20 protein-coding genes, 1 tRNA gene and 1 other RNA gene are annotated in these 23,022 nt (G+C 70.5%); 5 read left to right on the top strand and 17 right to left on the bottom strand.

Annotated features, from left to right (window positions below; translation table 11 throughout):
* Window positions 1–3 precede the first annotated feature (3 nt).
* Window positions 4–1,359, bottom strand: a complete 1,356-nt coding sequence (locus IF46_RS0125280; RefSeq protein ID WP_420063590.1) for an MFS transporter — start codon at window positions 1,357–1,359, stop codon at window positions 4–6.
* A gap of 1 nt (window position 1,360) precedes the next feature.
* Here IF46_RS0125280 and IF46_RS0125275 point away from each other — a divergent pair, with 1 nt between their 5' ends.
* Window positions 1,361–2,467, top strand: a complete 1,107-nt coding sequence (locus IF46_RS0125275; RefSeq protein WP_232234159.1) for a GlxA family transcriptional regulator — start codon at window positions 1,361–1,363, stop codon at window positions 2,465–2,467.
* 94 nt (window positions 2,468–2,561) lie between these two features.
* Here IF46_RS0125275 and IF46_RS0125270 read toward each other — a convergent pair whose 3' ends face one another.
* From IF46_RS0125270 to IF46_RS0125255, 4 genes are read right to left on the bottom strand one after another with little or no spacing between them, the layout of a single operon-like run.
* Window positions 2,562–3,029: a hypothetical protein gene (locus IF46_RS0125270; protein WP_030490870.1), complete on the bottom strand. Its 468-nt coding sequence runs from the start codon at window positions 3,027–3,029 to the stop codon at window positions 2,562–2,564.
* 28 nt (window positions 3,030–3,057) lie between these two features.
* The gene (locus IF46_RS0125265) at window positions 3,058–5,013 is read right to left on the bottom strand and encodes a VWA domain-containing protein (protein WP_157563456.1); all 1,956 of its coding nucleotides are present in this window, start codon (window positions 5,011–5,013) and stop codon (window positions 3,058–3,060) included.
* Window positions 5,013–6,473 (bottom strand): sigma 54-interacting transcriptional regulator, encoded by a 1,461-nt coding sequence (locus IF46_RS0125260; protein ID WP_030490868.1) that lies wholly within the window; start codon window positions 6,471–6,473, stop codon window positions 5,013–5,015. Before IF46_RS0125260 ends, IF46_RS0125265 begins: the two co-directional genes overlap by 1 nt.
* A 44-nt stretch (window positions 6,474–6,517) precedes the next feature.
* Entirely contained in the window at window positions 6,518–7,015 is a 498-nt protein-coding gene (locus tag IF46_RS0125255; RefSeq protein WP_030490867.1) for a hemerythrin domain-containing protein, read from the bottom strand.
* A 109-nt stretch (window positions 7,016–7,124) separates the two neighbouring features.
* Between IF46_RS0125255 and mgrA the strand changes: the two genes are divergently transcribed.
* Window positions 7,125–8,120 carry an L-glyceraldehyde 3-phosphate reductase gene (gene mgrA / locus IF46_RS0125250; protein ID WP_030490866.1) on the top strand — a complete coding sequence of 332 codons (996 nt, stop codon included), beginning with the start codon at window positions 7,125–7,127 and terminating at the stop codon, window positions 8,118–8,120.
* Window positions 8,121–8,147: 27 nt separating this feature from the next.
* Here mgrA and IF46_RS0125245 read toward each other — a convergent pair whose 3' ends face one another.
* Entirely contained in the window at window positions 8,148–9,068 is a 921-nt protein-coding gene (locus IF46_RS0125245) for a lytic polysaccharide monooxygenase auxiliary activity family 9 protein (protein ID WP_030490865.1), read from the bottom strand.
* Window positions 9,069–9,192: 124 nt separating this feature from the next.
* Here IF46_RS0125245 and IF46_RS0125240 point away from each other — a divergent pair, with 124 nt between their 5' ends.
* Both IF46_RS0125240 and IF46_RS0125235 read left to right on the top strand, forming a co-directional pair.
* A complete protein-coding gene (locus tag IF46_RS0125240; RefSeq protein ID WP_030490864.1) occupies window positions 9,193–9,315 on the top strand; it encodes a 50S ribosomal protein L36 in 123 nt (40 codons plus the stop codon).
* A 440-nt stretch (window positions 9,316–9,755) separates the two neighbouring features.
* Window positions 9,756–11,828 (top strand): cellulase family glycosylhydrolase, encoded by a 2,073-nt coding sequence (locus tag IF46_RS0125235; protein WP_051724164.1) that lies wholly within the window; start codon window positions 9,756–9,758, stop codon window positions 11,826–11,828.
* Window positions 11,829–11,911: 83 nt separating this feature from the next.
* Here the strand turns inward: IF46_RS0125235 and IF46_RS0125230 are convergent.
* Both IF46_RS0125230 and IF46_RS0125225 read right to left on the bottom strand, forming a co-directional pair.
* Window positions 11,912–11,984, bottom strand: a tRNA-Ala gene (locus IF46_RS0125230).
* An 89-nt stretch (window positions 11,985–12,073) separates the two neighbouring features.
* Window positions 12,074–12,664 (bottom strand): YqgE/AlgH family protein, encoded by a 591-nt coding sequence (locus IF46_RS0125225; RefSeq protein WP_030490862.1) that lies wholly within the window; start codon window positions 12,662–12,664, stop codon window positions 12,074–12,076.
* Window positions 12,665–12,986: 322 nt separating this feature from the next.
* Here IF46_RS0125225 and mdlC point away from each other — a divergent pair, with 322 nt between their 5' ends.
* A complete protein-coding gene (gene mdlC / locus IF46_RS0125220) occupies window positions 12,987–14,582 on the top strand; it encodes a benzoylformate decarboxylase (RefSeq protein WP_030490861.1) in 1,596 nt (531 codons plus the stop codon).
* Window positions 14,583–14,591: 9 nt separating this feature from the next.
* Here mdlC and IF46_RS0125215 read toward each other — a convergent pair whose 3' ends face one another.
* From IF46_RS0125215 to pruA, 9 genes are all read right to left on the bottom strand, one after another.
* Complete coding sequence (locus IF46_RS0125215; protein ID WP_030490860.1) at window positions 14,592–15,545, bottom strand: hypothetical protein; 954 nt, start codon at window positions 15,543–15,545, stop codon at window positions 14,592–14,594.
* Between the two features lie 62 nt (window positions 15,546–15,607).
* Window positions 15,608–16,288, bottom strand: a complete 681-nt coding sequence (locus IF46_RS0125210) for a hypothetical protein (protein ID WP_030490859.1) — start codon at window positions 16,286–16,288, stop codon at window positions 15,608–15,610.
* Window positions 16,289–16,377: 89 nt separating this feature from the next.
* Window positions 16,378–16,753: a transfer-messenger RNA gene (gene ssrA / locus IF46_RS33975) on the bottom strand.
* A 104-nt stretch (window positions 16,754–16,857) separates the two neighbouring features.
* Entirely contained in the window at window positions 16,858–17,337 is a 480-nt protein-coding gene (gene smpB / locus IF46_RS0125205) for an SsrA-binding protein SmpB (RefSeq protein ID WP_007455863.1), read from the bottom strand.
* A 152-nt stretch (window positions 17,338–17,489) separates the two neighbouring features.
* Window positions 17,490–18,365 (bottom strand): permease-like cell division protein FtsX, encoded by an 876-nt coding sequence (gene ftsX / locus IF46_RS0125200; protein ID WP_030490858.1) that lies wholly within the window; start codon window positions 18,363–18,365, stop codon window positions 17,490–17,492.
* Between the two features lie 67 nt (window positions 18,366–18,432).
* On the bottom strand, window positions 18,433–19,113 hold the full coding sequence (ftsE, locus tag IF46_RS0125195) for a cell division ATP-binding protein FtsE (protein ID WP_030331491.1): 681 nt from the start codon (window positions 19,111–19,113) through the stop codon (window positions 18,433–18,435).
* A gap of 118 nt (window positions 19,114–19,231) precedes the next feature.
* Window positions 19,232–20,353, bottom strand: coding sequence for a peptide chain release factor 2 (gene prfB, locus IF46_RS0125190; RefSeq protein WP_030490857.1), 1,122 nt, complete (start codon window positions 20,351–20,353; stop codon window positions 19,232–19,234).
* A 64-nt stretch (window positions 20,354–20,417) separates the two neighbouring features.
* Window positions 20,418–20,933 carry a PadR family transcriptional regulator gene (locus tag IF46_RS0125185; RefSeq protein ID WP_030490856.1) on the bottom strand — a complete coding sequence of 172 codons (516 nt, stop codon included), beginning with the start codon at window positions 20,931–20,933 and terminating at the stop codon, window positions 20,418–20,420.
* A gap of 176 nt (window positions 20,934–21,109) precedes the next feature.
* Window positions 21,110–22,738, bottom strand: a complete 1,629-nt coding sequence (gene pruA, locus IF46_RS0125180; RefSeq protein ID WP_030490855.1) for an L-glutamate gamma-semialdehyde dehydrogenase — start codon at window positions 22,736–22,738, stop codon at window positions 21,110–21,112.
* Between the last annotated feature and the right edge of the window lie 284 nt (window positions 22,739–23,022).

Below are 23,022 nucleotides of genomic sequence, written 5' to 3'. Positions count from 1 at the left end.
GGTTCAGCCCCGGAAGCTCCACGCCTTGGGCGCCGTCGCGGCGAGCAGCACGGCCTCCGGCACTGCTCGGCCCGGCCGCCGACGCAGCAGCAGCGACAGCCCGGCGGCGCCGATCGACAGCGCGCCGGCCACGTACCAGGCCATCGCGTAGTCGCCCAGCCGGTCCCGGACCAGCCCCGCCCCGGTGGCGGCGACCGCCGCGCCGAGTTGGTGCGCGGCGAACACCCAACCGAACACCACCGCCCCGGCGGCACCGAAGTACTCCCGGCACAGCGCCACCGTGGGCGGCACGGTGGCCACCCAGTCCAGGCCGTAGAAGACGATGAACACCAGCATGCTCGGCTCAGCGGTGCCGGCGAACAGGCTCGGCAGCACCAGCAGGGACAACCCGCGCAGCGCGTAGTACACGCCGAGCAGCAACCGGCTGTCCACCCGGTCGGTGAGCCAGCCGGAGGCGATCGTGCCGACGATGTCGAAGAGCCCCACCAGGGCAAGCAGCCCGGCCGCGGTGGTCTGTGCCATGCCGTGGTCGTGCGCGGCCGGCACGAAGTGCGTACCGACCAGGCCGTTGGTGGTCGCCCCGCAGATCGCGAACCCTCCGGCGAGCAGCCAGAACGGTCGGGTCCGGGCCGCGGTCGCCAGCGCGCCGAGCGCCCGGGTCGCCGCGCCGCCGGTCGCCGCCGGCGCCGCGACGACCTCGGTCGCGCCGTAGGCGGGCAGGCCGAGATCTGCCGGGTGCTCGCGCAACAGCCACACCACCAGGGGTACGACCGCCAGCGCCGCCACCGCCACGACGAGTGCGGCGGTACGCCAGCCGTGATCGCGTACCAGGATGGCGATCAGTGGCAGGAACACGAGTTGTCCGGCCGCGCCGCCAGCGGTCAGCACTCCGGTGACCAGGCCTCGTCGGTGGACGAACCAGCGTCCGGTGACGGTGGCCACGAATGCCAGCGCCATCGAGCCGGTGCCCAGCCCCACCAGCACACCCCAGCAGAGCAGGAGCTGCCAGCTGGCGGTCATGAAGACCGTCAACCCGCTGCCCGCGGCGACCAGCAGCAGCGCCACCGAGACCACCCGACGGATGCCGAACCGGTCCATCAGGGCGGCCGCGAACGGCGCGGTGAGCCCGTAGAGCAGCAGGTTGACCGAGACGGCCGCGGAGATCGTGGCCAGCGGCCAGCCGAACTCCTCGTGCAGCGGGTGCAGCAGCACCGACGGGGTGGCGCGGAAGCCAGCCGCGCCGACCAGCGCCACGAAGGCGACGGCGGCGACCAGCCAGGCGGGATGCAGGCGGCGGTTCTTGGTCACGCGACAAGTCTGGGCCGGGCCGATCGCGGCGACGAGTGGCCGGAAAGCCATCATGCGCAATAATCGGGCCATGAGCGCTGGCCCGCACCGGATCGCCGTACTCGCCCTGCACCAGGTGGTCGGCCTGGACCTCGGCACCCCGTCCCAGGTCTTCAGCACCGCCCGGGCCGCCGACGGCACACCCTTCTACGACGTCCGGGTGTGCACCCCGGGCGGGCAGCCAGTCCGCAGCACCGCCGGCTTCCAGGTGCTCCCCGACCACGGTCTGGAGCTGCTCGACACCGCCGACACGGTGATCGTGCCGGGCATCCACGACGGCACTGCGTTGACCTCGGGCACCGCCGAGCCGGAGGTGACCGAGGCGCTGCGCGCGGCGTACGAGCGGGGCGCCCGGATCATGTCGATCTGCACCGGCGCGTTCGTGCTGGCCGCCGCCGGGCTGCTCGACGGGCGGCGGGCAACCACCCACTGGGCGTACGCCGAGCGGTTCCGTCACCTGCACGCCCGGGTGGACCTCGACCCGGGTGTGCTCTTCATCGCCGACGACCGGGTGCTCACCTCGGCCGGAGTCGCCGCCGGCATCGATCTCTGCCTACACGTCATCCGTCTCGACCACGGCAGCGAGGTGGCCAACCGGGCGGCCCGCCGCTGCGTGATGCCGCCGTGGCGCGACGGCGGCCAGGCGCAGTACATCGAGCAGCCGGTGCCGAAGGCCACCGACACCAGCACCGCGGGCGCTCGGGAGTGGGCACGGCAGCGGCTGCACGAGCCGATCGCGCTGCGCGACCTGGCCGAGCAGGCCCGGATGAGCGTGCGCACCTTCACCCGGCGCTTCCGGTCGGAGACCGGCCTGAGCCCGGCCCAGTGGCTCCTGCAACAGCGCACCGACCACGCGAGGCTGCTGCTGGAGACGACCGACCTCACCGTCGACCAGATCGCCCACCGCAGTGGTTTCGGCACCACCGCCGCCCTGCGCCAGCAACTCCACCAACGCATCGGCGTAGCCCCGTCCACCTACCGCCGCACCTTCCACCCCCGCCCAGCCGCCCCGCCCCGCGATCTTGCACTTACTGTTGCCGACTTGCCCTCTTATGCCACTTCTGTCGGGACAGAAAATGCAAGATCGGCGGAGGGCTTGGGGCGGGGTGGGCAGCACTAGTGCGAGCGTGATGTCTGTGGGTCATCGTGATGACTCACAGACATCACGCTCGATTGGGCAAGACCTGCGGCGCCGACCGGCCGATCGGTGTCGCTCAGGACCGGAGGCCGTGCAGTTGGGCCTGGTGCTTGGGCAGGTGCACCCGGGCGTGCAGGTCGAGGGTGCGGGACCAGGGCAGCGGCTCGTCGACGATGAGGTCGAAACCCTCGCGCAGGTGCGTCTCGACCGGGGCCTCCGCCGCCAGGCCGAGCTGGTCGACCAGCCCGCACAGCCGGTCGCTGGTGTCGTGCAGCAGCGCGGTCAGGCCACGAAGACCGCCCTGCTCCGCGGCGAGCGCGTCGAGCTGCGGACGGTGGATGTCCTCTTCCAACTCGTAGTACGCGAACGGCGACCCGGCCAGCAACGCCTCGGTGGCCTGGATCATCAACTCGTCGTTGGCCACCAGGTGCGCGACGATCTGCTCGGCGGTGAGCTGCCCCTGCGGAGCCGGACCGAACCCACCAGCGTCGACCTCCGCGAACAGGGCACCGTAAGCCTCCCGCAGCAATCCCCCGCTCTCCATCCCCCCAGTCAACCCGCCCGACGGGACGTTAGCGGCGGGATTGGCGGGAGCGGAGGTAGTCGCTGACCACGTACTCGCCCAGGTCGTCGGTGTCGGGGGTGAACATCCGGCCCCGGCTGCGGCGGGCCACCGCGTCGACGAAGCGCCGCAGGCCCGGGTCGTCGCCGAGCATGAACAGGTTGAGCGTGGCGCCGTAGCGGCTGAGCCGGTCCACCTCACGGACCGTCGCCTCGATCGTCTCCGGCAGCGGCGGCCAGTGGAACAGCGCCTCCCCGTCGTCCGGGTCCAGGTGGGCGGTCGGCTCGCCGTCGGTGACCACAAGCACGATCGGCTCGGCGTCCGGGTGCCGGCGCAGGTGCCGGCCCGCCAACCGCAGCGCGTGCTGGAGGTTGGTGCCCTGCTCTCCGTCCGGCTCCACGGCCGCCAACTCCAACTGGGTGAGCGTCATCGCCTCCCGGCCGAAACCCACGATCTGCAAGGCGTCCTGCGGGAAGCGCGTCTCCATCAGGTGTGCCAGCGCCAGCGCCGTCTGCTTCATCGGCCCCCAACGACCCTGAGAGATCATCGAGTACGACAGGTCGACGCAGAGCACCACCGCGGCCGAGGCCCGCTTCTCGGTCTCCACCACCTCGAAGTCGTCCACCGCAAGCTGCACCGGAACCGTCGGCCCGGCCCGACTGACCGCCCGAGTGAGTGTCCGGACCACGTCCAACGGCTGCTCGTCGCCGTACTCCCAGGGTCTGGACGCGCCGCTGACCTCGCCCGCCGCGCCGGCTGAGCGCAGGTCGTGCTGGCCGCGCGGCCCAGCGGTCAGCTCGGCGAAGACCCGCCGCAGCGCGGTCCCGCCGAGCCGGCGCAGCGCCTTCGGGCTCAGCGTGAGCCCTTCCGCGTCCCGGCTCACCCAACCCTGGCGGCGCAGCTCCCGCTCCAGATCGCGCAGTCGGCGAACGTCGTCGGCCGCGTCCCGGCCCAGCGTGCGGGCCACCGCGTCGACGTCCACGTCGTCGAGGGTCGCCCCGGGGTGTTCCTGGTCGAGCTGGTCCAGCAGGTCGTCCAGCTCGCCGATCTCACCCAGCGCGCCGGCAGCATCGGCGTAGTCAAGCGGTTGTTCGCCGCGGACCCGCTCGCCCCGCCCCCAGCGCAGGTCGGGTCGCAGCGCCCGCAGGTTCGCGTCGAGCGCGGACAGCTCCCCCGCGAGACGGTCGCCGAGCGACTGCTGCATGAGGCCGGCCAGCTCGGCGCGCTGCCGCTCGGAGAGCGAGTTCATCAGCCGCTCACCGGCCGCCGCACGGCGGGCCAGCACGTCGATCAACTCGTCGACGCTCTTCGGCTGCTCCGGGAAGAAATCGCCGTGTCGGCGCATGAACTCGGCGAACGCGTCGGTGGTGTCCTCCGCGCGACCATGCCGGGCCAGCAGGTCGTTGAGGTCGCCCATCATCTCGGCGAGCCGCCGCTGAGCGGCCGGGTCGGCGGAGGCTCGCACCGCGTCGCGCAGCCCGGCGAAGCGCTGACCGAGCACGTCGTCGCGGAGTTGGTCGAGGATCTGCTGGTACGAGCGGCGGGCGTCGTCGCTGGCCCACTGGTAGCCGGACAGCTCCTGCACCGCCCGCGCGGTCGAACGGGGCAGATTGTCCAGCACCGACTCGGCGAACCGCGCGTCGTCGTCGTCGCGACCCCGCAGCTCGTCCCGCTCGGCGGCGAGGGCCTGGTCGAGCAGGGCCTGCGCCCTGGTCACCGCGCCGTCCAGGTCACCCCGGCGCAGCGCCTCCCGGCGCAACCGCCGAGCCCGAGCGGCCAGGTCGTCCAGGCCACCCCGCCCCTGCGGGCCACGGCGCAGCAGGTCGCGCAGCGCCTGCCGCAGGCTGCCGCCGGCCAGCACCTCGGCGCCGACCGCGTCCACCGCCTCACGCACGTCGTACGGGGGTGCGAGCGGGTCGGGCCCGCCATTCCACTGCCCGTACCGGAACCGGTTGCCGGCCACGATCAGCCCCGGCCGCCGTAGACGGTGCGCCCCGAGTCGGTGACGTCCTTGCCGAGCCGGCGGGTCAGGTGCAGCCCTTCCAGCACGAACTCGACGGCCGCGGCGGCCTCCTCCGACGTCGGCGCGTCGCCCAGGTCGAGCCGGTCGAGGACCTTCGCCAACCCGGGCACGGTGCCGACCTGGCGGAGCAGCTCGGCGGCGCTGACCAGCTCGCCGGTCTCGATCGCCGCGCCATCCTCGACCAGGGCGGTGAACCCGGACAGGTCCAGCCCGGCGAGGTGAGCCCGGAACGTCTCGGCGGTCGCGGTACGCAGCAGGTGGGCGAGGATCTCGGTCTCCCGACCCTCCTCACCGCTCTCGAACTCGACCTTGCCGCGCAACGTGCTGGTCACCGACACCGCGTCGCCGACGCGGGCGACCGCGGCCTCGGGGCGTACCCCCGGGGTGTCGGTGGCGGCGAGCAGGCCGGCGCGACGCAGCGCGGCACCGGCGACCGTCTCGGCGGCGGCGATGGCGAAGCGGGCGGAGACACCCGAGCGCGGGTCCACCGACGGCGACTCCCGCACGGCGCGGGCGAAGCGGGCCAGCACCTCCAGCACGTGCTCCGGCACCTCGGCGACCAGGTCGGCCTCCTGGCGGATCAGCGCCAGCTCCAGCTCCAGGTCGACCGGGTAGTGGGTGCGGATCTCCGCGCCGAACCGGTCCTTGAGAGGGGTGATGATCCGGCCCCGGTTGGTGTAGTCCTCCGGGTTGGCGCTGGCCACCAGGAGCAGGTCCAGTGGCAGGCGCAGCTGGTAGCCGCGCACCTGGATGTCCCGCTCCTCCAGCACGTTGAGCAGCGCCACCTGGATGCGTTCGGCAAGGTCGGGCAGCTCGTTGACGGCGAAGATGCCCCGGTTGGTGCGCGGCACCAACCCGAAGTGGATGGTCTCCGGGTCACCGAGGGTACGACCCTGGGCGATCCGGATCGGGTCGACGTCACCGATCAGGTCGCCGACGCTGGTGTCCGGGGTGGCCAACTTCTCGCCGTACCGCATCGACCGGTGCAGCCAGCCGATCGGCAGGTCGTCGCCGGCCTCGGCGACCTCGGCGCGGGACGCCGGGGTGAGCGGGTGCAGCGGGTGCTCGTTGAGCACCGAGCCGGGCAGGACGGGGGTCCACTCGTCGAGCAACGCGCCAAGCGAGCGGATCAGCCGGGTCTTGCCCTGGCCGCGCTCGCCGAGCAGCACCATGTCGTGCCCGGCGAGCAGTGCCCGCTCGACCTCGGGCAGCACGGTGTCGTCGTAGCCGACGATGCCGGGGAAACGGGTCTCGCCGGAGCGCATCCGGGCGAGGAGGTTGTCGCGGAGTTCCTGCTTGACGGTGCGGTACTGGTGACCGGCCGCCCGTAGCGCGCCGAGCGTGCCGGGCAGGTCGGCCGGTGGAACCGGGATTACCGGGGTAGGCGCAGTCACCCGACCCACGCTAGCTCACCTTCGCAGGGGTGCCCCGAGCATCGACGGGCTTCTCAGCGGTGGTCGGCGACGTACTGCTGCGGGTCCTTGTCGCGGAACGGGAGGTTGCGGCCGAACTTGTGCTCGCCGTAGAAGGTCAGCCAGCGTTGGCCCAGCTCGGCGCGGAGTTCGGTGCTGGCGTGCCGGCGGAAGTCGGGCAGCGCCTCGTCCTCCTCCTCGGCCAGGTGCTCACTGTTCTCCCGGCGGGCCGTGCCGACCGCCTCCCACCACTGCGTCGAGCCGACCGGGTGCAGCTTCGCCTCGGCGATCGCATCGCGGATCTTGTTGTGGTCGCCGATCGCGTCGGCGGTCTCGTCCTCGCCGTCGTCGCCGTGCTTGACCAGGTGCGGGTAGAGGATCGCTTCCTCGGCCTCGGCGTGGATGTCCAGGTGCAGGGCCAGGGCGTCCCAGATGGCGAGGAGTTCCTGCTCGTCGCGGGCGTCGTCGAGGCGGGCGAAGCCGCGCCGGAAGGCGGCGTGGTCGTCCAGGATCAGTGCGGTGATGTCGTCCACAGTGCTCACTCTCCGGTCGGCGTGGCGAACGTGACGCTTGGTGTCGAAACTACCCCGATGTCCTGGTTTTCACGCCCGATCCTCGGCACCGCCGGCCGGGGCTAGGCTCATGATCGTGACCTATCTCGCCTCGGATGACCGCTACGACACCATGACCTACCGGCGCAGCGGGCGCAGTGGTTTGCGGCTGCCCGCCGTCTCGCTCGGGCTGTGGCACAACTTCGGCCCGGACCGCCCGTTCGAACGGCAGCGCGACATCGTGCGACGCGCCTTCGACCTGGGTGTCACCCACTTCGACCTGGCCAACAACTACGGCCCGCCGCCCGGCTCGGCGGAGGAGAACTTCGGCCGGATGCTCGCCACCGACCTTAAGCCGTACCGGGACGAGCTGGTCATCTCCAGCAAGGCCGGGTACCTGATGTGGCCCGGCCCGTACGGCGAGTGGGGCTCGCGCAAGAACCTGATCTCGTCGCTGGACCAGTCGCTGGGCCGGATGGGGCTGGATTACGTCGACATCTTCTACTCGCACCGGTTCGACCCGGACACCCCGTTGGAGGAGACGATGGGGGCGCTCGACGCCATCGTCCGCTCCGGCAAGGCGCTCTACGTCGGCATCTCGAACTACAACTCGGAGCAGACCGCGAGGGCCGCCGCGATCCTGCGCGAGCTGGGTACGCCGCTGCTGATCAACCAGCCGTCGTACTCGATGCTCAACCGCTGGACCGAGTCCGACGGCCTGCTCGACACGCTGGAGCAGGTCGGCGCGGGCTGCATCGCGTACAGCCCGTTGGCCCAGGGCCTGCTGACCGACCGTTACCTGGGTGGCATCCCGGCCGACTCGCGGGTCCGCACCAGCGTCTTCCTCAACGAGAGCGACCTCAGCGAGGAGAAGATGGCCACCATCCGCGGGCTCGGCGCGGTCGCCGAGCGGCGCGGCCAGTCCCTCGCTCAGCTCGCGCTGGCCTGGGCGCTGCGTGACCCGCGGATGACCAGCCTGATCATCGGGGCGAGCAGCGTCGCGCAGTTGGAGACGAACATCGCCGCGCTGGACAACCTCGACTTCAGCGCCGACGAGTTGGCCGAGATCGAGCGACTCCTGGGCTGAACGCCGCCGGGCCCCGGGCGGGTCGGGTCACCAGATCCGACGCCGCCCGGCCCGGTGGTTGCGCACCTCGCACTGCCGGCCCACCGGCGCGGCGGCGCTGCGACGTCGCCGTCCGGCACCGATCAGCAACGCCAGGACCAGCACGGCGGCCGCACCGGCCAGCACCGGCCACCGGCCGCCGAGGTCGGTCACCGCCGCCACCGGCACGCCTGGGTCGGCCGCCGCCGCCACCGCCGACTCGGTGGTGGCCGGCGCACTCGCGGCGGTACGCGGCGCAGTCGCCGCGCTCTTCGTCGCGGCGACCTTCGACGGGGTGGCGGTGTCCGTGCCGGCCCGGAACACCACGTCCGAGCAGGAGTAGTAGGTGTCCTGGGTGTTGGAGTTCTGCCAGATCGTGTAGATCAGGTGTCGGCCGCTGCGGCCCGCCGGGAGCCGACCCGCCAACTGGTACGCCCCGGCCCGCACCGGCGGGTCCTTCAGGGTCAGAAACGGCCGCGACTCCAGATCCGCCCAGGTCAGCTTCTTGCGGGGGTCATAGTCGGGCGTGCTGACGTAGAGCCGGAAGGTGCCCCGGTGCTCGATGGTGGTCCGGTACCGGAAGGTGAACTTCGCGCCGGTGGTCAGCTCCGTGCTCGGCCAGTCGGTCCGGGGCAGGTCCAACCCCCGGTACGCGGACAGCCCGCCGCTGCACAGCTCACCGTCTGGGATCCGTTCCCGGTCTCGCCCGTTGATCGCGGCGACGCGTACGTTGTCCCATTCGCGGACCGCCGCGCCGGCCTGGATCGCCGCCCGGCAGGCGCTGGACGCCGCGTACCGGCCCTCGGGTCCGCAGGCCGCAGCGCGACTGATCGGGTCGGTCGGGGCGCCGTGGGCGGCGGCGGGGGTGGCTGCCAGCGGCACGGTCGCGGCAGCGACCAGCACCGTGGCGAGGAGCCGACGTACGGGCATGAGGATGACCTCCGCCCACTGGTACGGCCCGCAGGCGGCAAAGGTTCGACGCTGACCGGGCGGGAATCCGGCGGGTGGGTGCGGCGTTTCGATACTCGGAACCGCTTGCACCGAGGAGGCAGACATGAAGGTACGTAGCTCGTTGCGTGCGCTGAAGCAGAAGCCGGGTTCGGTGGTGGTCCGCCGTCGCGGCCGGGTGGTCGTGGTGAACCGCGCCAACCCGCAGTGGAAGAGCCGCCAGGGCTAACCCAGCCCATACCAGACATCTAGTCGCCAACGCCCCGACCGGGTCATCTCCGGTCGGGGCGTTTTCGCGTCTGCCACCCCAGGCGTACGGCAAGCACGCCGGCCCAGTCAAGCATATCTATGGCTTGTCAGTGTTAGCGATAACAGCTACCGTCGGCCGCAGAGGCGCAGGGCACGCTTCGACGTTGCACTCAACCCGCGCCGGCCGCTGATGCGGTCTACGGGCAACGTGGCTGGTCACTCCGGGCGTCCTGGTTGGCACTCGCCGCCGGGTCAAGGCTGACCGCCCCCGACCGCTCACGTACCGACCGGAGCGTTCTCCGGACGCCGATGGGCCATCGGGCGTCGCCTCCACAGCCCCGCACACGCCGGAGCCGGCACGACCGCACCGGCCGCCGAACCATCACCGCAGGCGCGCCACTCTGGCGAGGAGTTCTCCTGATGAATTCGCAGTACCTCCGAACGACATATCGACGGGTCAGCCTCGTCGTCGGCGCAGTGCTCACACTGCTGGTGGCGGGCCTGATGGTCGCCGGCAACGCTCAGGCGGCGGCCGGTTGCCAGGTGGCGTACACCGTGCCGTCGCAGTGGCAGGGCGGCTTCACCGCCGACGTGAAGATCACCAACCTCGGCGACGCGGTAAACGGCTGGAGCGTGACCTGGGCGTTCCCGTCCGGCCAGCGGGTCACCCAGGCGTGGAACGCGACGGTCACCTCGTCGGGTGACCAGGTCACCGCGCGGAACATGAGCTACAACGCGGCCATCGCCACGAACGCGACGGTCTCGTTCGGCTTCAACGGGTCATGGACCGGCGGCAACACCGCGCCGAGTTCGTTCGCCCTCAACGGGGTCACCTGCACGGGACGAGTGGGCGAGACCCCGACCCCGACCCCGACCCCCACCGATCCGCCGCCGACGGGCGGCGACGCCATGGCGACGGTGGCGGCCATGCAGCCGGGCTGGAACCTGGGCAACACCCTGGACGCCATCCCCGACGAGACCGCGTGGGGCAACCCCCTGGTGACCCAGGCACTGCTACGCCAGATCAAGTCGCAGGGCTACAACAGCATCCGCATCCCGGTGACCTGGAGCAACCACCACGGATCCGCCCCGGCATACACGATCGACGCGGTCTGGTTGAGCCGCGTACGCCAGGTGGTCGACTGGGCGCTCGCGGAGAACCTCTACGTGCTGGTCAACCTGCATCACGACTCCTGGCAGTGGATCAACGGCTACCCCGGTGACCGCACGAACGTCATGAACCGCTACACCGCGCTCTGGACGCAGATCGCCACCACGTTCCGCAGCCACTCGTCGAAGCTCGTCTTCGAGAGCATCAACGAACCGCAGTTCACCGGCACCTCCGGTGATGCGCAGAGCGACGAGGTGCTGCGCGAGCTGAACGTCGCGTTCGTCCGACTCCTGCGCCAGTCCGGCGGGAACAACGCCACCCGCCTGCTCGTGCTGCCCACCCTGAACACCAACTCCAACCAGGCCCAGCTCGACGCGTTGGCGACCACGATCAGCCAGTTGGGCGACAACAACATCGCGGCGACCGTCCACTTCTACGGATGGTGGCCGTTCAGCGTCAACATCGCCGGCGGCACCCGCTACGACGCCAACGTCGAGCAGGACATGGTCGACGGCTTCGACCGGGTGCACAACACCTTCGTCGCCAAGGGCATCCCGGTGATCGTCGGCGAGTGGGCGCTGCTCAGCTACGACTACACCCGGCCCGGCATCATCGAGCGCGGCGAACTGCTCAAGTTCTTCGAGGCCGTCGGCTACCAGGCCCGGACCCGGAAACTCACCACCATGCTCTGGGACGCCGGCTCGTTCCTCAACCGCAACGACCTCCAGTGGCGCGACCCCGGCCTGTACGCCCTGATGAAGGCGAGCTGGACCACCCGGTCCGCGACCGCGTCATCGGACCAGATCTACGTACGCCGTACCGGCACCATCACCAGCAAATCCCTCACCCTGAACCTCAACGGGGCGTCGTTCCGGAGCCTGCGGCAGGGCAGCACCGTGCTGACCAGCGGCACCGACTACACCGTCTCCGGCAACACGCTGACCCTGACCAGCGCGGCGCTGACCCGTCTGGTCGGCAACCGCACCCCGGGCGTGAACGCCAACCTCGAAGCGCACTTCTCGCAGGGCGTGCCGTGGCCGATCAGCGTCATCTCCTACGACCCGCCGACGCAGGCCGCCGCCACCGGCACGACCAGCTCGTTCACCATCCCCACCCAGTTCCGCGGTGACCTGCTCGCCACCATGGAGGCCAAGTACGCCGATGGCAGCCCCGCCGGGCCGGCCAACTGGACCTCGTACAAGGAGTTCTGGAGCAACTTCCAACCGGACTACGCGGCGAACACCATCATCCTGAAGCCGGAGTTCTTCGCCGAGGTCAACGACGGCTCGGCGGTCACCCTCACGTTCCACTTCTGGAGCGGCACACAGATCACGTACCGCGTGGCGAAGTCCGGAACGTCGGTCACCGGCAGCGTCTCCTGACCGAAGCGGCACCAGGTAGATCAGATAGCGCAAACAGCGAAACGCCCTGACCGGATTTTCCCGGTCAGGGCGTTTCACAAGGGTGGAGCCGAGGGGACTCGAACCCCTGACCCCCACACTGCCAGTGTGGTGCGCTACCAGCTGCGCCACGGCCCCTTGCTGTTGTCCCGGCTGCCCGGGCACTGGGAAACTATACACAGACCGGCCCGCATGGTCATCTCGCGGGGTCCCCCTGCCGATCCGGGTCAGTTGAGCGCCACGTCCGGCGGGAAGTGTGCGACCGCGGCCATCATCCCGCCCTGCCGGCGCAGCACCATCGGCCACAGGTCGTCGGGCCGGTCGACGAAGGCATCCCCGGGCAGCCCGTCCAGCACGAACCAGGACCCGTCGGCGATCTCCTGCTCCAACTGGCCACTGCCCCAGCCGGAGTAGCCGGCAAAGACGCGAATGCCGCCGATGCTCTCCCGCAGCCGTTCCGGGTCGACCGAGAGGTCGATGGTGCCGACCGCCCCGGAGACCTGGTGGAAGCCCTTCAACCGGCGCATCGGGTGCCGCATGCGGGCGAGGCAGATGGCCGAGTCGGGCTGCACCGGGCCGCCCTCGAAGAGCACCGCCGGGTGGCGGGCCAGGTCGCTCCAGTCACCGAGCACCTCGGCCACCGGCACCTCGGTGGCCCGGTTCAGCACCACGCCGAGCGCGCCGCCCGGCTCATGGGCGACCAGCAGCACCACCGTACGGTCGAAGTTCGGGTCCTTGAGCGCCGGAGTCGCGACCAGCAGCCGCCCGGTCATCGACTCCATCGCTCGTCCGCCGATCGCCTGGCCCTCTCCCTGCATGCCACACACCCGTCAACCGTGAGCCCGCGCCGAGGACCGGTCATCGACCAGATCCGCCCGGTGCATCGGGTTCAGCCGTGCTGTCAACGCCATGCCTGGCACCATAGCCTGCGTCCTGGGCGCTGGCTAAGGTCTGACCGGCGGGTGATCAGACAGTTAAGACGAAGGGCTGATGCCCCCGAGAACAGATCCCCCGGTGATCGACGGATCCGGACCACCGACGGCCGGGAAACGCCCGAAAGGTCCGTCACATCCCGATAGATTCGGCTGATCGGGAAGGCGACTGCGGTCGTCGCTGCCCGCGAGATGGAGGCGGGTGGCGATGGCAACGGTCCGGGACGCGACGTACGACGTGCTCCGCACCCTCGGCATGACCACCGTCTTCGGCAACCCCGGCTCCACCGAGGAGCCGTTCCTCCAGGACTTCCCCACCGACTTCCACTACGTTCACGCGCTGCACGAGGCGACGGCCGTCGCGATGGCCGACGGCTACGCCCAGGCCGCCGGAGTGCCCACCCACGTCAACCTGCACACCGCCCCGGGCACCGGCAACGGCATGGGCAACCTCGTCACCGCTTGGCACAACAAGACCCCGCTGATCGTCACCGCCGGGCAGCAGACACGGGAGATGCTGCTCCTCGAACCCCGGCTGGCCAGCCGCCGACCCACCGAGCTTCCGCAGCCCTACGTGAAGTGGGCCTACGAGCCGGCCCGGGCACAGGACATTCCCGCGGCGGTGCTGCGGGCGTACGCGACAGCGGTGCAGCCACCAGCCGGTCCGGTCTTTCTCTCCCTGCCGATGGACGACTGGGCACAGCCAGCCGACCCCCCGCCCGCGCCGCGTACCGTGGCCACCCGGTTCGCACCGGACCCCCAGCGGCTGGACGAGTTCGCCCGGGTCCTGGCCGGCAGCCGCAACCCCGTGCTCGTGTACGGGCCGGGGGTGGACCGCTCGGCGAGTTGGCCGGCGGCCGTCGCGCTGGCCGAGCGGCTGGCCGCCCCGGTCTGGTCGGCCCCCGCCACTGAGCGGGCCGTGTTCCCCGAGGACCACCCGCACTTTCGTGGAGTGCTGCCGTACGCGATCGGGCCGCTGGCCGAGGCGCTGCAGGGGCACGACACGGTGCTGGTCGTCGGCGCCCCGGTGTTCCGCTACTACCCGTACGTGCCGGGCGGGCACCTGCCCGACGGCGCCCGCCTGCTGCACGTCACGGACGACCCCGACGAGGCCGCGCGAGCCCCGGTCGGGGACAGCCTGCTCAGCGACCCCGGGCTGGCGTTGACCGCGCTTGTCGAACGGGTGCCGCCGAGCGACCGGCCGGCACCCGCGCCACGGGCCACCCCGCCACCGCCGGAGGTCACCAACCCACTGAGCGCCGACGCGTTGTTCGCCGCGCTGGCCGCACACTGGCCGGCCGACGGCGTGCTGGTCCAGGAGTCACCGTCCAATCTGTCCGCGCTGCGTCGTCAGCTTCGGATCACCCGCCCGGCGTCGTACTTCACGATGGCCAGCGGTGGTCTCGGCTACGGCCTGCCGGCGGCGATCGGCGTGGCCCTGGCCGAGCGGGACGCCGGACGCGCTCGCCCGGTGGTGGCGGTGATCGGCGACGGCTCATTCCACTACTCGGTGCAGGCGCTCTGGACGGCCGCGCGCCTGGCACTGCCGGTGGTGGTCGTCGTCCCGGTCAACCAGCAGTACGCGATCCTCAAGGCGTTCGCCGAGCTGAAGGAGACTCCCGGGGTGCCCGGCCTGGACCTGCCGGGGCTGGACATCATCGCGATCGCGGCCGGCTACGGCTGCGCCACGCAGGTGGTGGAGACCCCCGATCAGCTCGGCGCGGCGCTCGCCACCGGGCTGCGCGCCGACCGGCCCACGGTGTTGCCGGTGCCGATCAGCACCGACGTGCCCCGGCTCCTCTGAGGCGGCTCGTCAGCGCGGTGCGATCGACAGCGGGGCACCGGTGGAGACGTCCAGCACCGGCCGGGTGCCCAGCGGCGCCGCGAGGGTGACGGTGACCGGCTCCAGCTTCAGCAGGGCGATGCATTCGCCGGTGGCCCGGGTGACTCGGCCACCGACCACCACGACGTCCGGCCGTTCCCACACCAACGGGGTGATCCCGGTGTCGCACGCGCCGACGCCGAGCCGCACGGTCAACCGGGCGTCGTCGACGGCGGCCAGGTCCTGGGCGGCCACCAACCCGTCCGGCAGCGGCCGGGCCGGTGCGGTGGCCTCGGGGACGGGTGTGACCGCCGTCGGCGCGACGGCGAGCCGGGCCACCGGGACGGCCAACTCCTTGATGGTGAACAGCCAGGCCGGGACCTGCGCCGCACCCCGGCTCGTGCGGACCGGCACGGCACCGAACGTCACAGCGGTGACGGTGAGCGCAAGGCAGGCGGTCTGCGTGCTGCTGGTGTCCCACCCGTCCGGCCCCGGCTCGACGGTGGGGCCCCCGGGTGTCGGTCGGCCGGGCCGCTTCGGCCGCCCGGGGCAGGGCAACGGGTCACCCTGGTCGAGCTGCCGGTACGCCTCGGCGGCGCTGACCAACGGCAGCGTCAGCCGTCCGTCCGGAAAGCGGATCTCGCCGCCGACCCGGGTGGGCGGTATCGGGACCGCCGCCCGGTACCAGCCGGCCCGGAAGGCCGCCTCGGTGTCGGGGGTGAAGCCCGGGTCACCGGTGAGCAGGGTCGGCCCCTCCAGCGGCACGTACCCCGTGCGCCAGTCGGGGCCGGGCCGCCACGCCTCAGCGACCTGAGCGGCCCGCTGTTCGAACGCCTCCGCGCCGCGCGTCGGGCCGCGTGGGCCGTCGGCCGTGCCGGCGTCGGTCGCCGCACAGGCAGCGGTGAGCAACAACGGAAGTACGAGCAGCAGGGCCGGTCGACGCATGTCCGGTTCGACGCGTCGGTAGACCGGCCGGTTCCCGACCCGCAGAGCCCGTGCGGCCCCGCTCAGCCGGTCGGCGGGCGCTCGGCCAGGCGACGCAGTTGGTCGGCCACGGCCTGCGCGTCACCGTCGGGCCCGTCGCCCGGTCGGCCCGTCGTGATCGCGTCGGCCAGCGCCCGCAGCTCGGACGGCGGCAGGCTGGGCAGCCCCATGCCGCGCAGTGGGATGGTGACCCCCCGCGCACTCCCCCGGTCGGTGGCGAGAATGGCGCGCACCTGCGGGCCGCCGGCCGGACCGTCGTCGTCCGGCTCGCGATACGACACCGCGCCGGACTCGATCTGGGCGGTGGCGAGGTCGACGGTGCGGCTCCGCACCGCGCCGCGTACCCGGGCCCGGCTGCCGTCCAGCCATGCTGCCGTGCGCAGCACCCGCAGCACGAGGAAGACGCCGAGCAGGACGAAGGGCAGACCACACAGGCCGACGAACGGGCTGAGCCCGGCCTGGTTCGAGTCGGCACCGGAATTCTGAAGCGCGGGCGGCAGCATTCCCGGTGGCAGGTCGCGGGCCTCCTCATAGGAGGCGAGGGCGTCACCCGGGCCGGTCAGCCGGCGCAGCAACCCGTCGGCGACGAGCGGCAACGCCACGAACGCCGCGCCGACGGCCGCGATGAAGACGCCGGCCACCACCGCCACGATGCGCTGGCCGGGCGACGCGCCGACCGACAGGCGCAGCTCCTCGTTTGTCACAGGGGGCAGCGTAGGCGAGTCGGGCCGCCGGCCATCCTCGGCGGACAACAAAGCGCCCCGGCTGGTGGGCCGGGGCGCTTCGTTCGAGGTGGTGGAGGTGCCGGGAATCGAACCCGGGTCCTTCGCCGGTTTGTCAGGGCTTCTCCGAGCGCAGCTCGCTGTGCCTCTACTCGGCCCCACCGCTCACGCGAGCAAGTTGGTGTGACGGGCCCAGTCGCTGATTAATCTCGCCGCACGGACCCCGCGACCGGGTCCGATTGGCCAGCCTTCTAGCTGATGCCGGCTACTGGGACGAAGGCGTTCCCAGGCCGACAGACTTAGCTACTCGCCTCAGGCGGCGAGAGCGAAGTCAGCGCGATTGTTCTTGGCGCTTATAAGTTTCCGACGACCGATTCTCGAGACGACGTCGGCTTCCTCGGCTCGCTTCCCCTGTCGCTGCGTACGAAGTCGAAACCAGTCACCCCCTCGACAGGCCACCGATGTGGTGGCACTGACAAGACTAACGCCTGCCGCAACCGCTTTCATCCCGAGCCCCGGGCCGGCATGCCGACCCGGACAAAAAGGATGAACTAGTCGTCCATGCCCTTGCCGCGCCGACCAGACACCCGGGCGATCTCCCGGTCCGCGTCCCGCTTGGCGAGATCCTGCCGCTTGTCGTACGACTTCTTGCCCTTGGCCAGGGCAATCTCGACCTTGGCCCAGCCGTCGGAGAAGTAGACCTGCAACGGGACGATGGTCAGACCGCCCTCGCGGGTCTTGCCGAGAAGCTTGTCGAGCTCGCCCCGGTTGAGCAGCAGCTTGCGGGTACGCCGGGGCTCGTGGTTGGTCCAGGTGCCCTGGGTGTACTCCGGGATGTGCATGGAATGCAGGAACAGCTCGTTGTCCCGCTCCTGAGCGAACGCGTCGACAAGCGACGCCCGCCCGGCCCGCAGCGACTTGACCTCGGTGCCGGTCAGCGCCATGCCCGCCTCGTACGTGTCGAGGATCGCGTAGTCGTGGCGCGCCTTCTTGTTGGAGGCGACCACCTTGCGCCCCTTTTCCCGTGGCATCGGTGCCACCCCCTCTCCTGCAACGTCCCTGGCCGGGCTCACCCCGGCCGGACAACCGATCATGTTACCCGAATGACAAGGACCCTCCCGCGCCGTTTATTTCCGGCTGCGGGAGGGCCCTTGAGAGACGACGGGTCGACCCCGTGCGGTGCCTAGACCCGCAGGTAGAAGCGCAGGGTGATCCAGGCGGTGCCTGCGCTGACCAGACCACCGACGCCAGCCATCAGCGGGAAGATGAACAGGATGTCACCCCAGGTGATCGGCGAGAGCAGCCCATCCAACGCGCTGAGTGACCGTTCGAAGAGCAGGTATTTCGCCGCGACCAGGGCGACCAGACCCAGCAGTGAGCCGATCAGGCCGGCCACCACGGCCTCCAGCACGAACGGCGCCTGGATGAACCAGTTGGACGCGCCGACCAGCTTCATGACCGCCACCTCACGCCGCTTGCTGTACGCGGCCACCTGAATGGTGTTCGCGACCAGCAGCAGGGCGGCGATGGCCATCACGACGGCAGCGGCCAACGCGATGTTCTGGATCGAGGTGAGGATGTTGAAGATCTTGTCGAGCAGTCGACTCTGATCGATGATCTCTTCGACACCCTCGGTGTTCTTGTACTGGTCGTAGATGTTCTTGTACTGCTCCGGGTTCTTCAGCTTGATCCGGAACGACGGCGGGAGGCTGTCCTCCTTGACGGCGCTGATCAGATCCGGCGCGTCCTGGAACATCTCCTGGAACCGCTTGTACGCCTCGGTCTTGTCGACGTAGATGACGTTGTTGATCAGCGGGTCGGCCTCAAGCTGCCCCTGCACCTGCTCGCGCTGCGCATCGGTGACGTCCGTCTTGAGGAAGATCGAGACTTCGATGTTCTTGTAGTAAAGGTCCTTCATGTCGTCGACCTGGCGGTACATGAGACCGCTGGCGCCGAGCATGGTCAGCGAGACCGCCATCGTGATGATCATCGCGATGGACATGGTCACGTTGCGCCACAGTCCGACCAGTACCTCGGACAGGACGTATTTCACGCGCATCGGGATTTCCTCCGGGTCTCCGGCATGAGGTGTTCGTCGTCAGGCTGCGCAGGGGTGAAGCGCCGGCTCACCCGTAGACGCCGCGGGCCTGGTCACGCACGATGCGACCGCTCTCAATCTCAACGACGCGGCGGCGCATCTGGTTCACGATGTTGGAGTCGTGGGTGACCATCACGACGGTCGTGCCGGTGCGGTTGATCCGGTCCAGCAGACGCATGATCTCGATCGAGGTGTCCGGGTCCAGGTTTCCGGTCGGCTCGTCCGCCAACAGGATCAGCGGACGGTTCACGAACGCCCGGGCGACGGCGACCCGCTGCTGCTCACCACCGGAGAGCTCGTGCGGGTAGCGGTGCTCCTTGCCACCGAGCCCGACCAGCTCCAGCACCTCCGGCACGACTCGGCGGGCAACCGCCTTTGTCTTGCCGATCACCTCGAGGGCGAACGCCACGTTCTCGTACGCGGTGCGGTTCGGCAGCAGCCGGAAGTCCTGGAAGACACAGCCGATCGAGCGCCGGAAGTGGGGTCGCTTCCAGGAGCGCATCGACGTGACGTCCTTGCCGTTGACGACGACGCGACCCTTGTTGGGGGCCACCTCGTGCAGCAGCATCTTGATGATCGTGGACTTGCCGGAGCCGGATGGACCGATGAAGAAGACGAACTCGCCCTTCTCGATCGAGACGGACACGTTGTCGAGCGAAGGCCGGGACGCCTTCGGGTACGTCTTCGTCACTTGCTCAAGCTGAATCACGGGTGGTGAGTCTACGCGGTGTAACAACTGAGCCAAGCCCCACGCCCCGCCGAACCGGCGCGAGTCGTCGAATCAGGCTTCTACCTGGAGATCGATGACGCGCTCCGCCCACGTGCCGTCACGCACGGTCGCCGGCGATCTGCCGCTGCTTGCGCCAGCGGATGCCCGCCTCGATGAAACCGTCCAACTCGCCATCGAAGACCGCGCTCGGATTGCCGGTCTCCTGCTCAGTTCGGAGATCCTTCACCATCTGATACGGGTGCAGGACGTAGGAGCGCATCTGGTCGCCCCACGAGCCGGCCGCGTTCTCCTTGAGCCCTTCGAGCTTGGCCTGCTCCTCCTGGCGCTTACGCTCCAGCAGTCGGGCCTGGAGCACCCGCAGCGCGGAGGCCTTGTTCTGCAGTTGGGACTTCTCGTTCTGGCAGGTCACCACGATGCCGGTCGGAATGTGGGTCAGCCGGACCGCCGAGTCGGTGGTGTTGACGCTCTGCCCACCCGGGCCGGAGGAGCGGTAGACGTCGACCCGTACCTCGTTCTCCGGGATGTCGATGTGGTCGGTCTGCTCGGTGACCGGCAGGACCTCGACGCCCGCGAAGCTGGTCTGCCGACGGCCCTGGTTGTCGAACGGGCTGATCCGGACCAGCCGGTGGGTGCCCGACTCGACGCTGAGCGTGCCGTACGCGTACGGCACCTTCACCGCGAAGGTGGCCGACTTCAGGCCCGCCTCCTCGGCGTACGAGGTCTCGTAGACCTCGGTCGGGTAGCCGTGCCGCTCCGCCCAGCGCAGGTACATCCGCAGCAGCATCTCGGCGAAGTCCGCCGCGTCCACGCCACCCGCGCCGGCCCGGATGGCGACCAGCGCCTCCCGCGAGTCGTACTCGCCGGAGAGCAGGGTGCGGACCTCCATCTCCTGGATGGCCTTGGTCAGCCCGGTGATCTCCGACTCGACCTCGGTCAGCACGCCCGGGTCGGCCTCGGCCTCGGCCAGCTCCAGCAGCACCAGGGCGTCGTCGAGGCCCGAGCGCAGGCTGCCCAGCTTGCTGATCTCGCCGTTGACGTACGACAGCTGCGAGGTCACCTGCTGGGCCTTGGCCTGGTCGTCCCACAGGTCGGGGGCGGACGCCTCCTGCTCAAGGCGGGCCTTGTCCTCGTGGAGCCGGTCGATGTTGAGGACGGCCTCGATGTTTCGCAGGGTCGCGTCGAGTTCCTTGAGCTGTTCGGCGTAATCGGCAGCGGTCACGACAGACAAGAATACTGTGCCGCTGTCGGAGCAGCGCGTTTGCTGTCGGCGAATCCGCCGAAGGTCACCCGACGGGGGCGGACTTCAGCCACGACAGGGCCGCCTTGTGGTAGGCGACGGCGAACTCCAACGCGCTGGCGTCGTACGTCTCGCCGTCCCGTTTGGCGTTCTTCACCTGCTCCCGGACCTGGGCGAGGGCCTCGGTGTGGTATTCGTTGGCCGAGGCGTACAGGCCCTTCAGTTGGCTGGCGGAGTGCAGGTTGCCGAAGGCCATCCGGAGCGCTATCGGGTTGCGGATGGTGTCCCGCCCCGGGTTCTCCGCCAGCCAGCGGGAAAACGTCCGTTTTCCGCTGGCGGTGAGCGCGTACGGCTGGCTCATCCGCGGGCCCGGCTTGCCGAGCCGCACAAAACCCCGCTCAGCCAGCACCGGCAACTCGCGGTACACCTGACTGCGGGTCATCGACCAATACGGCGCCAGACGGCGCTCAGCGGCGGCCATCAACTGACCGCCTGTCATCGGGCCCTCGTGGAGGAGGCCGAGCAAGGCCGCCGCCGTAGGGTTGACTCCGGAATCCGCCATGCCCACTACGCTGCCACTTTGCGCACCCGGCGTCCAGGATTTGCCGGTTTGCCACCCAACAGGACTTCCTAAGTGCACTGTCGGCGGCAGACTGTCCGTTGAGGACTATCGATGGATTGCGGCATTCCGGGCGTCCGCCGGCGGCGCCACGCGCGCCGCCGGCGGGTCGTCGCCGGTCAGCCCATGTGGGGGTACGTGTGGTCGGTCGGCGCCACGAAGGTCTCCTTGATCGTGCGCGGGGAGACCCAGCGGACCAGGTTGAGCCAGGAGCCGGCCTTGTCGTTGGTGCCGCTGGCCCGGGCACCGCCGAAGGGCTGCTGCCCGACCACCGCGCCGGTCGGCTTGTCGTTGATGTAGAAGTTGCCGGCCGCGTACCGCATGCGCTCGCCGACCGCGTCGACCACCCGGCGGTCGGTGGCGAAGACCGAGCCGGTCAGCGCGTACGGGGCGATCGACTCGGCCTGCGCGACCACCTCGTCGAAGCGGGCGTCGTCGAAGACGTGCACGCCCAGGATCGGCCCGAAGTACTCGGTGGTGAAGGTCTCGTGGGCGGCATCACCGCACTCGAAGAGGGTCGGCCGGACGAAGTAGCCGACCGAGTCGTCGGCGGTGCCACCGGCCAGCACCCGGCAACTGTCGTCGCCGGCGATCAGCTCCAGCGCGGCGGTGTGCCGGCCGAACGCCTTGTCGTCGATCACGGCGCCGCCGAAGTTGCTGAAGTCGGCCACGTCACCGTAGGTCAGCGATTCGACGGTGGCGGCCAGCCGGTCGCGCAGCCCACCCTCCCAGATCGAGCGCGGCACGTACGCCCGCGAGGCCGCCGAGCACTTCTGACCCTGGTACTCGTACGCGCCGCGGATCAGCGCGGTGTGCAGGGCGTCCACGTCGGCGCTGGTGTGCGCCACGACGAAGTCCTTGCCGCCGGTCTCGCCGACCAGGCGCGGGTAACCCCGGTAGCGGGCGATGTTGTCACCCACGGTCCGCCACAACTGCTGGAAGACCTTCGTCGAACCGGTGAAGTGGATGCCGGCCAGATCCGGGTCGGCGAGCACGACGTCGGAGACCTCCTCGCCCCGGCCGGTGACCATGTTGATCACGCCGGGCGGCAGGCCGGCGGCCTCGAAGAGCCGCATGGTGAAGTGCGCGGCGAACTGCTGGGTCGGGCCCGGCTTCCAGACCACCGTGTTGCCCAGCAGGGCCGGCGCCGACGGCAGGTTGCCGGCGATGGCGGTGAAGTTGAACGGGGTGACCGCGTAGACGAAGCCCTCCAGCGGGCGGTGGTCGAAGCGGTTCCAGACCCCGGGCGAGGACGCCGGCTGCTCCTCGAGCAGGCGGCGCGCGAAGTGCACGTTGAACCGGAGGAAGTCGATGAACTCGCACGCCGCGTCGATCTCCGCCTGGATCGCGGTCTTCGACTGGCCGAGCATGGTGGCGGCGTTGAGGGTGTCGCGCCAGGGACCGGCGAGCAGCTCGGCGGCGCGCAGGAAGATCGCGGCGCGCTCCTCGAAGGGCAGCGCCCGCCACATCGGCGCGGCGTCCTTGGCCGCCTGGACCGCCGCGCGGGCGTCGTCGTGGGTGGCGTGCGCCGTCACACCCAGCACGTGCGCGTGCTTGTGCGGCTGCACCACGTTGATCGGGTCACCGCCGGCCATCCGCTGCTGACCGCCGATGGTCATCGGAAGGTCGATGCGCTCGGCGGCGAGCTCGGTCAGCCGCCGCTGGAGCCGGTCCCGGTCGGGGTTGCCCGGCTCGTAGTTGCGAACCGGCTCGTTGCGCGGCTCGGGAACGGAGAACACGGCATCCATCAAGGCTCCTGGCGATCTCGACAGCAGTGGCGAAACCGGACCCGCGGGCACCGACCGGGCGGCCGGACACCGGACGCCGCACGGGAGGCCGAGCAGCGGCGGGACCTCCCGTGATTCTCCCATGGAGGGCCTCACGCCCCGCCTCCGCCACCGCCTTGAGCCAAGGACCGACCCACCCCTCCTCCCCTTACCGACCGGTCTCGATCCGGCCCGCAGTCCCGGGGCGGCGGGCGGCCCAGCAGGCCCGCGTACCCTGAATGGTCGGTGACCTGCCGCCTCGAAGG

The organism is Micromonospora chokoriensis (genome assembly GCF_000718555.1).
Taxonomy (GTDB): Bacteria; Actinomycetota; Actinomycetes; order Mycobacteriales; family Micromonosporaceae; genus Micromonospora; species Micromonospora chokoriensis_B.
Note: the sequence above shows the minus strand (reverse complement) of the source record. Positions and strands in the feature narration are given on the sequence as shown.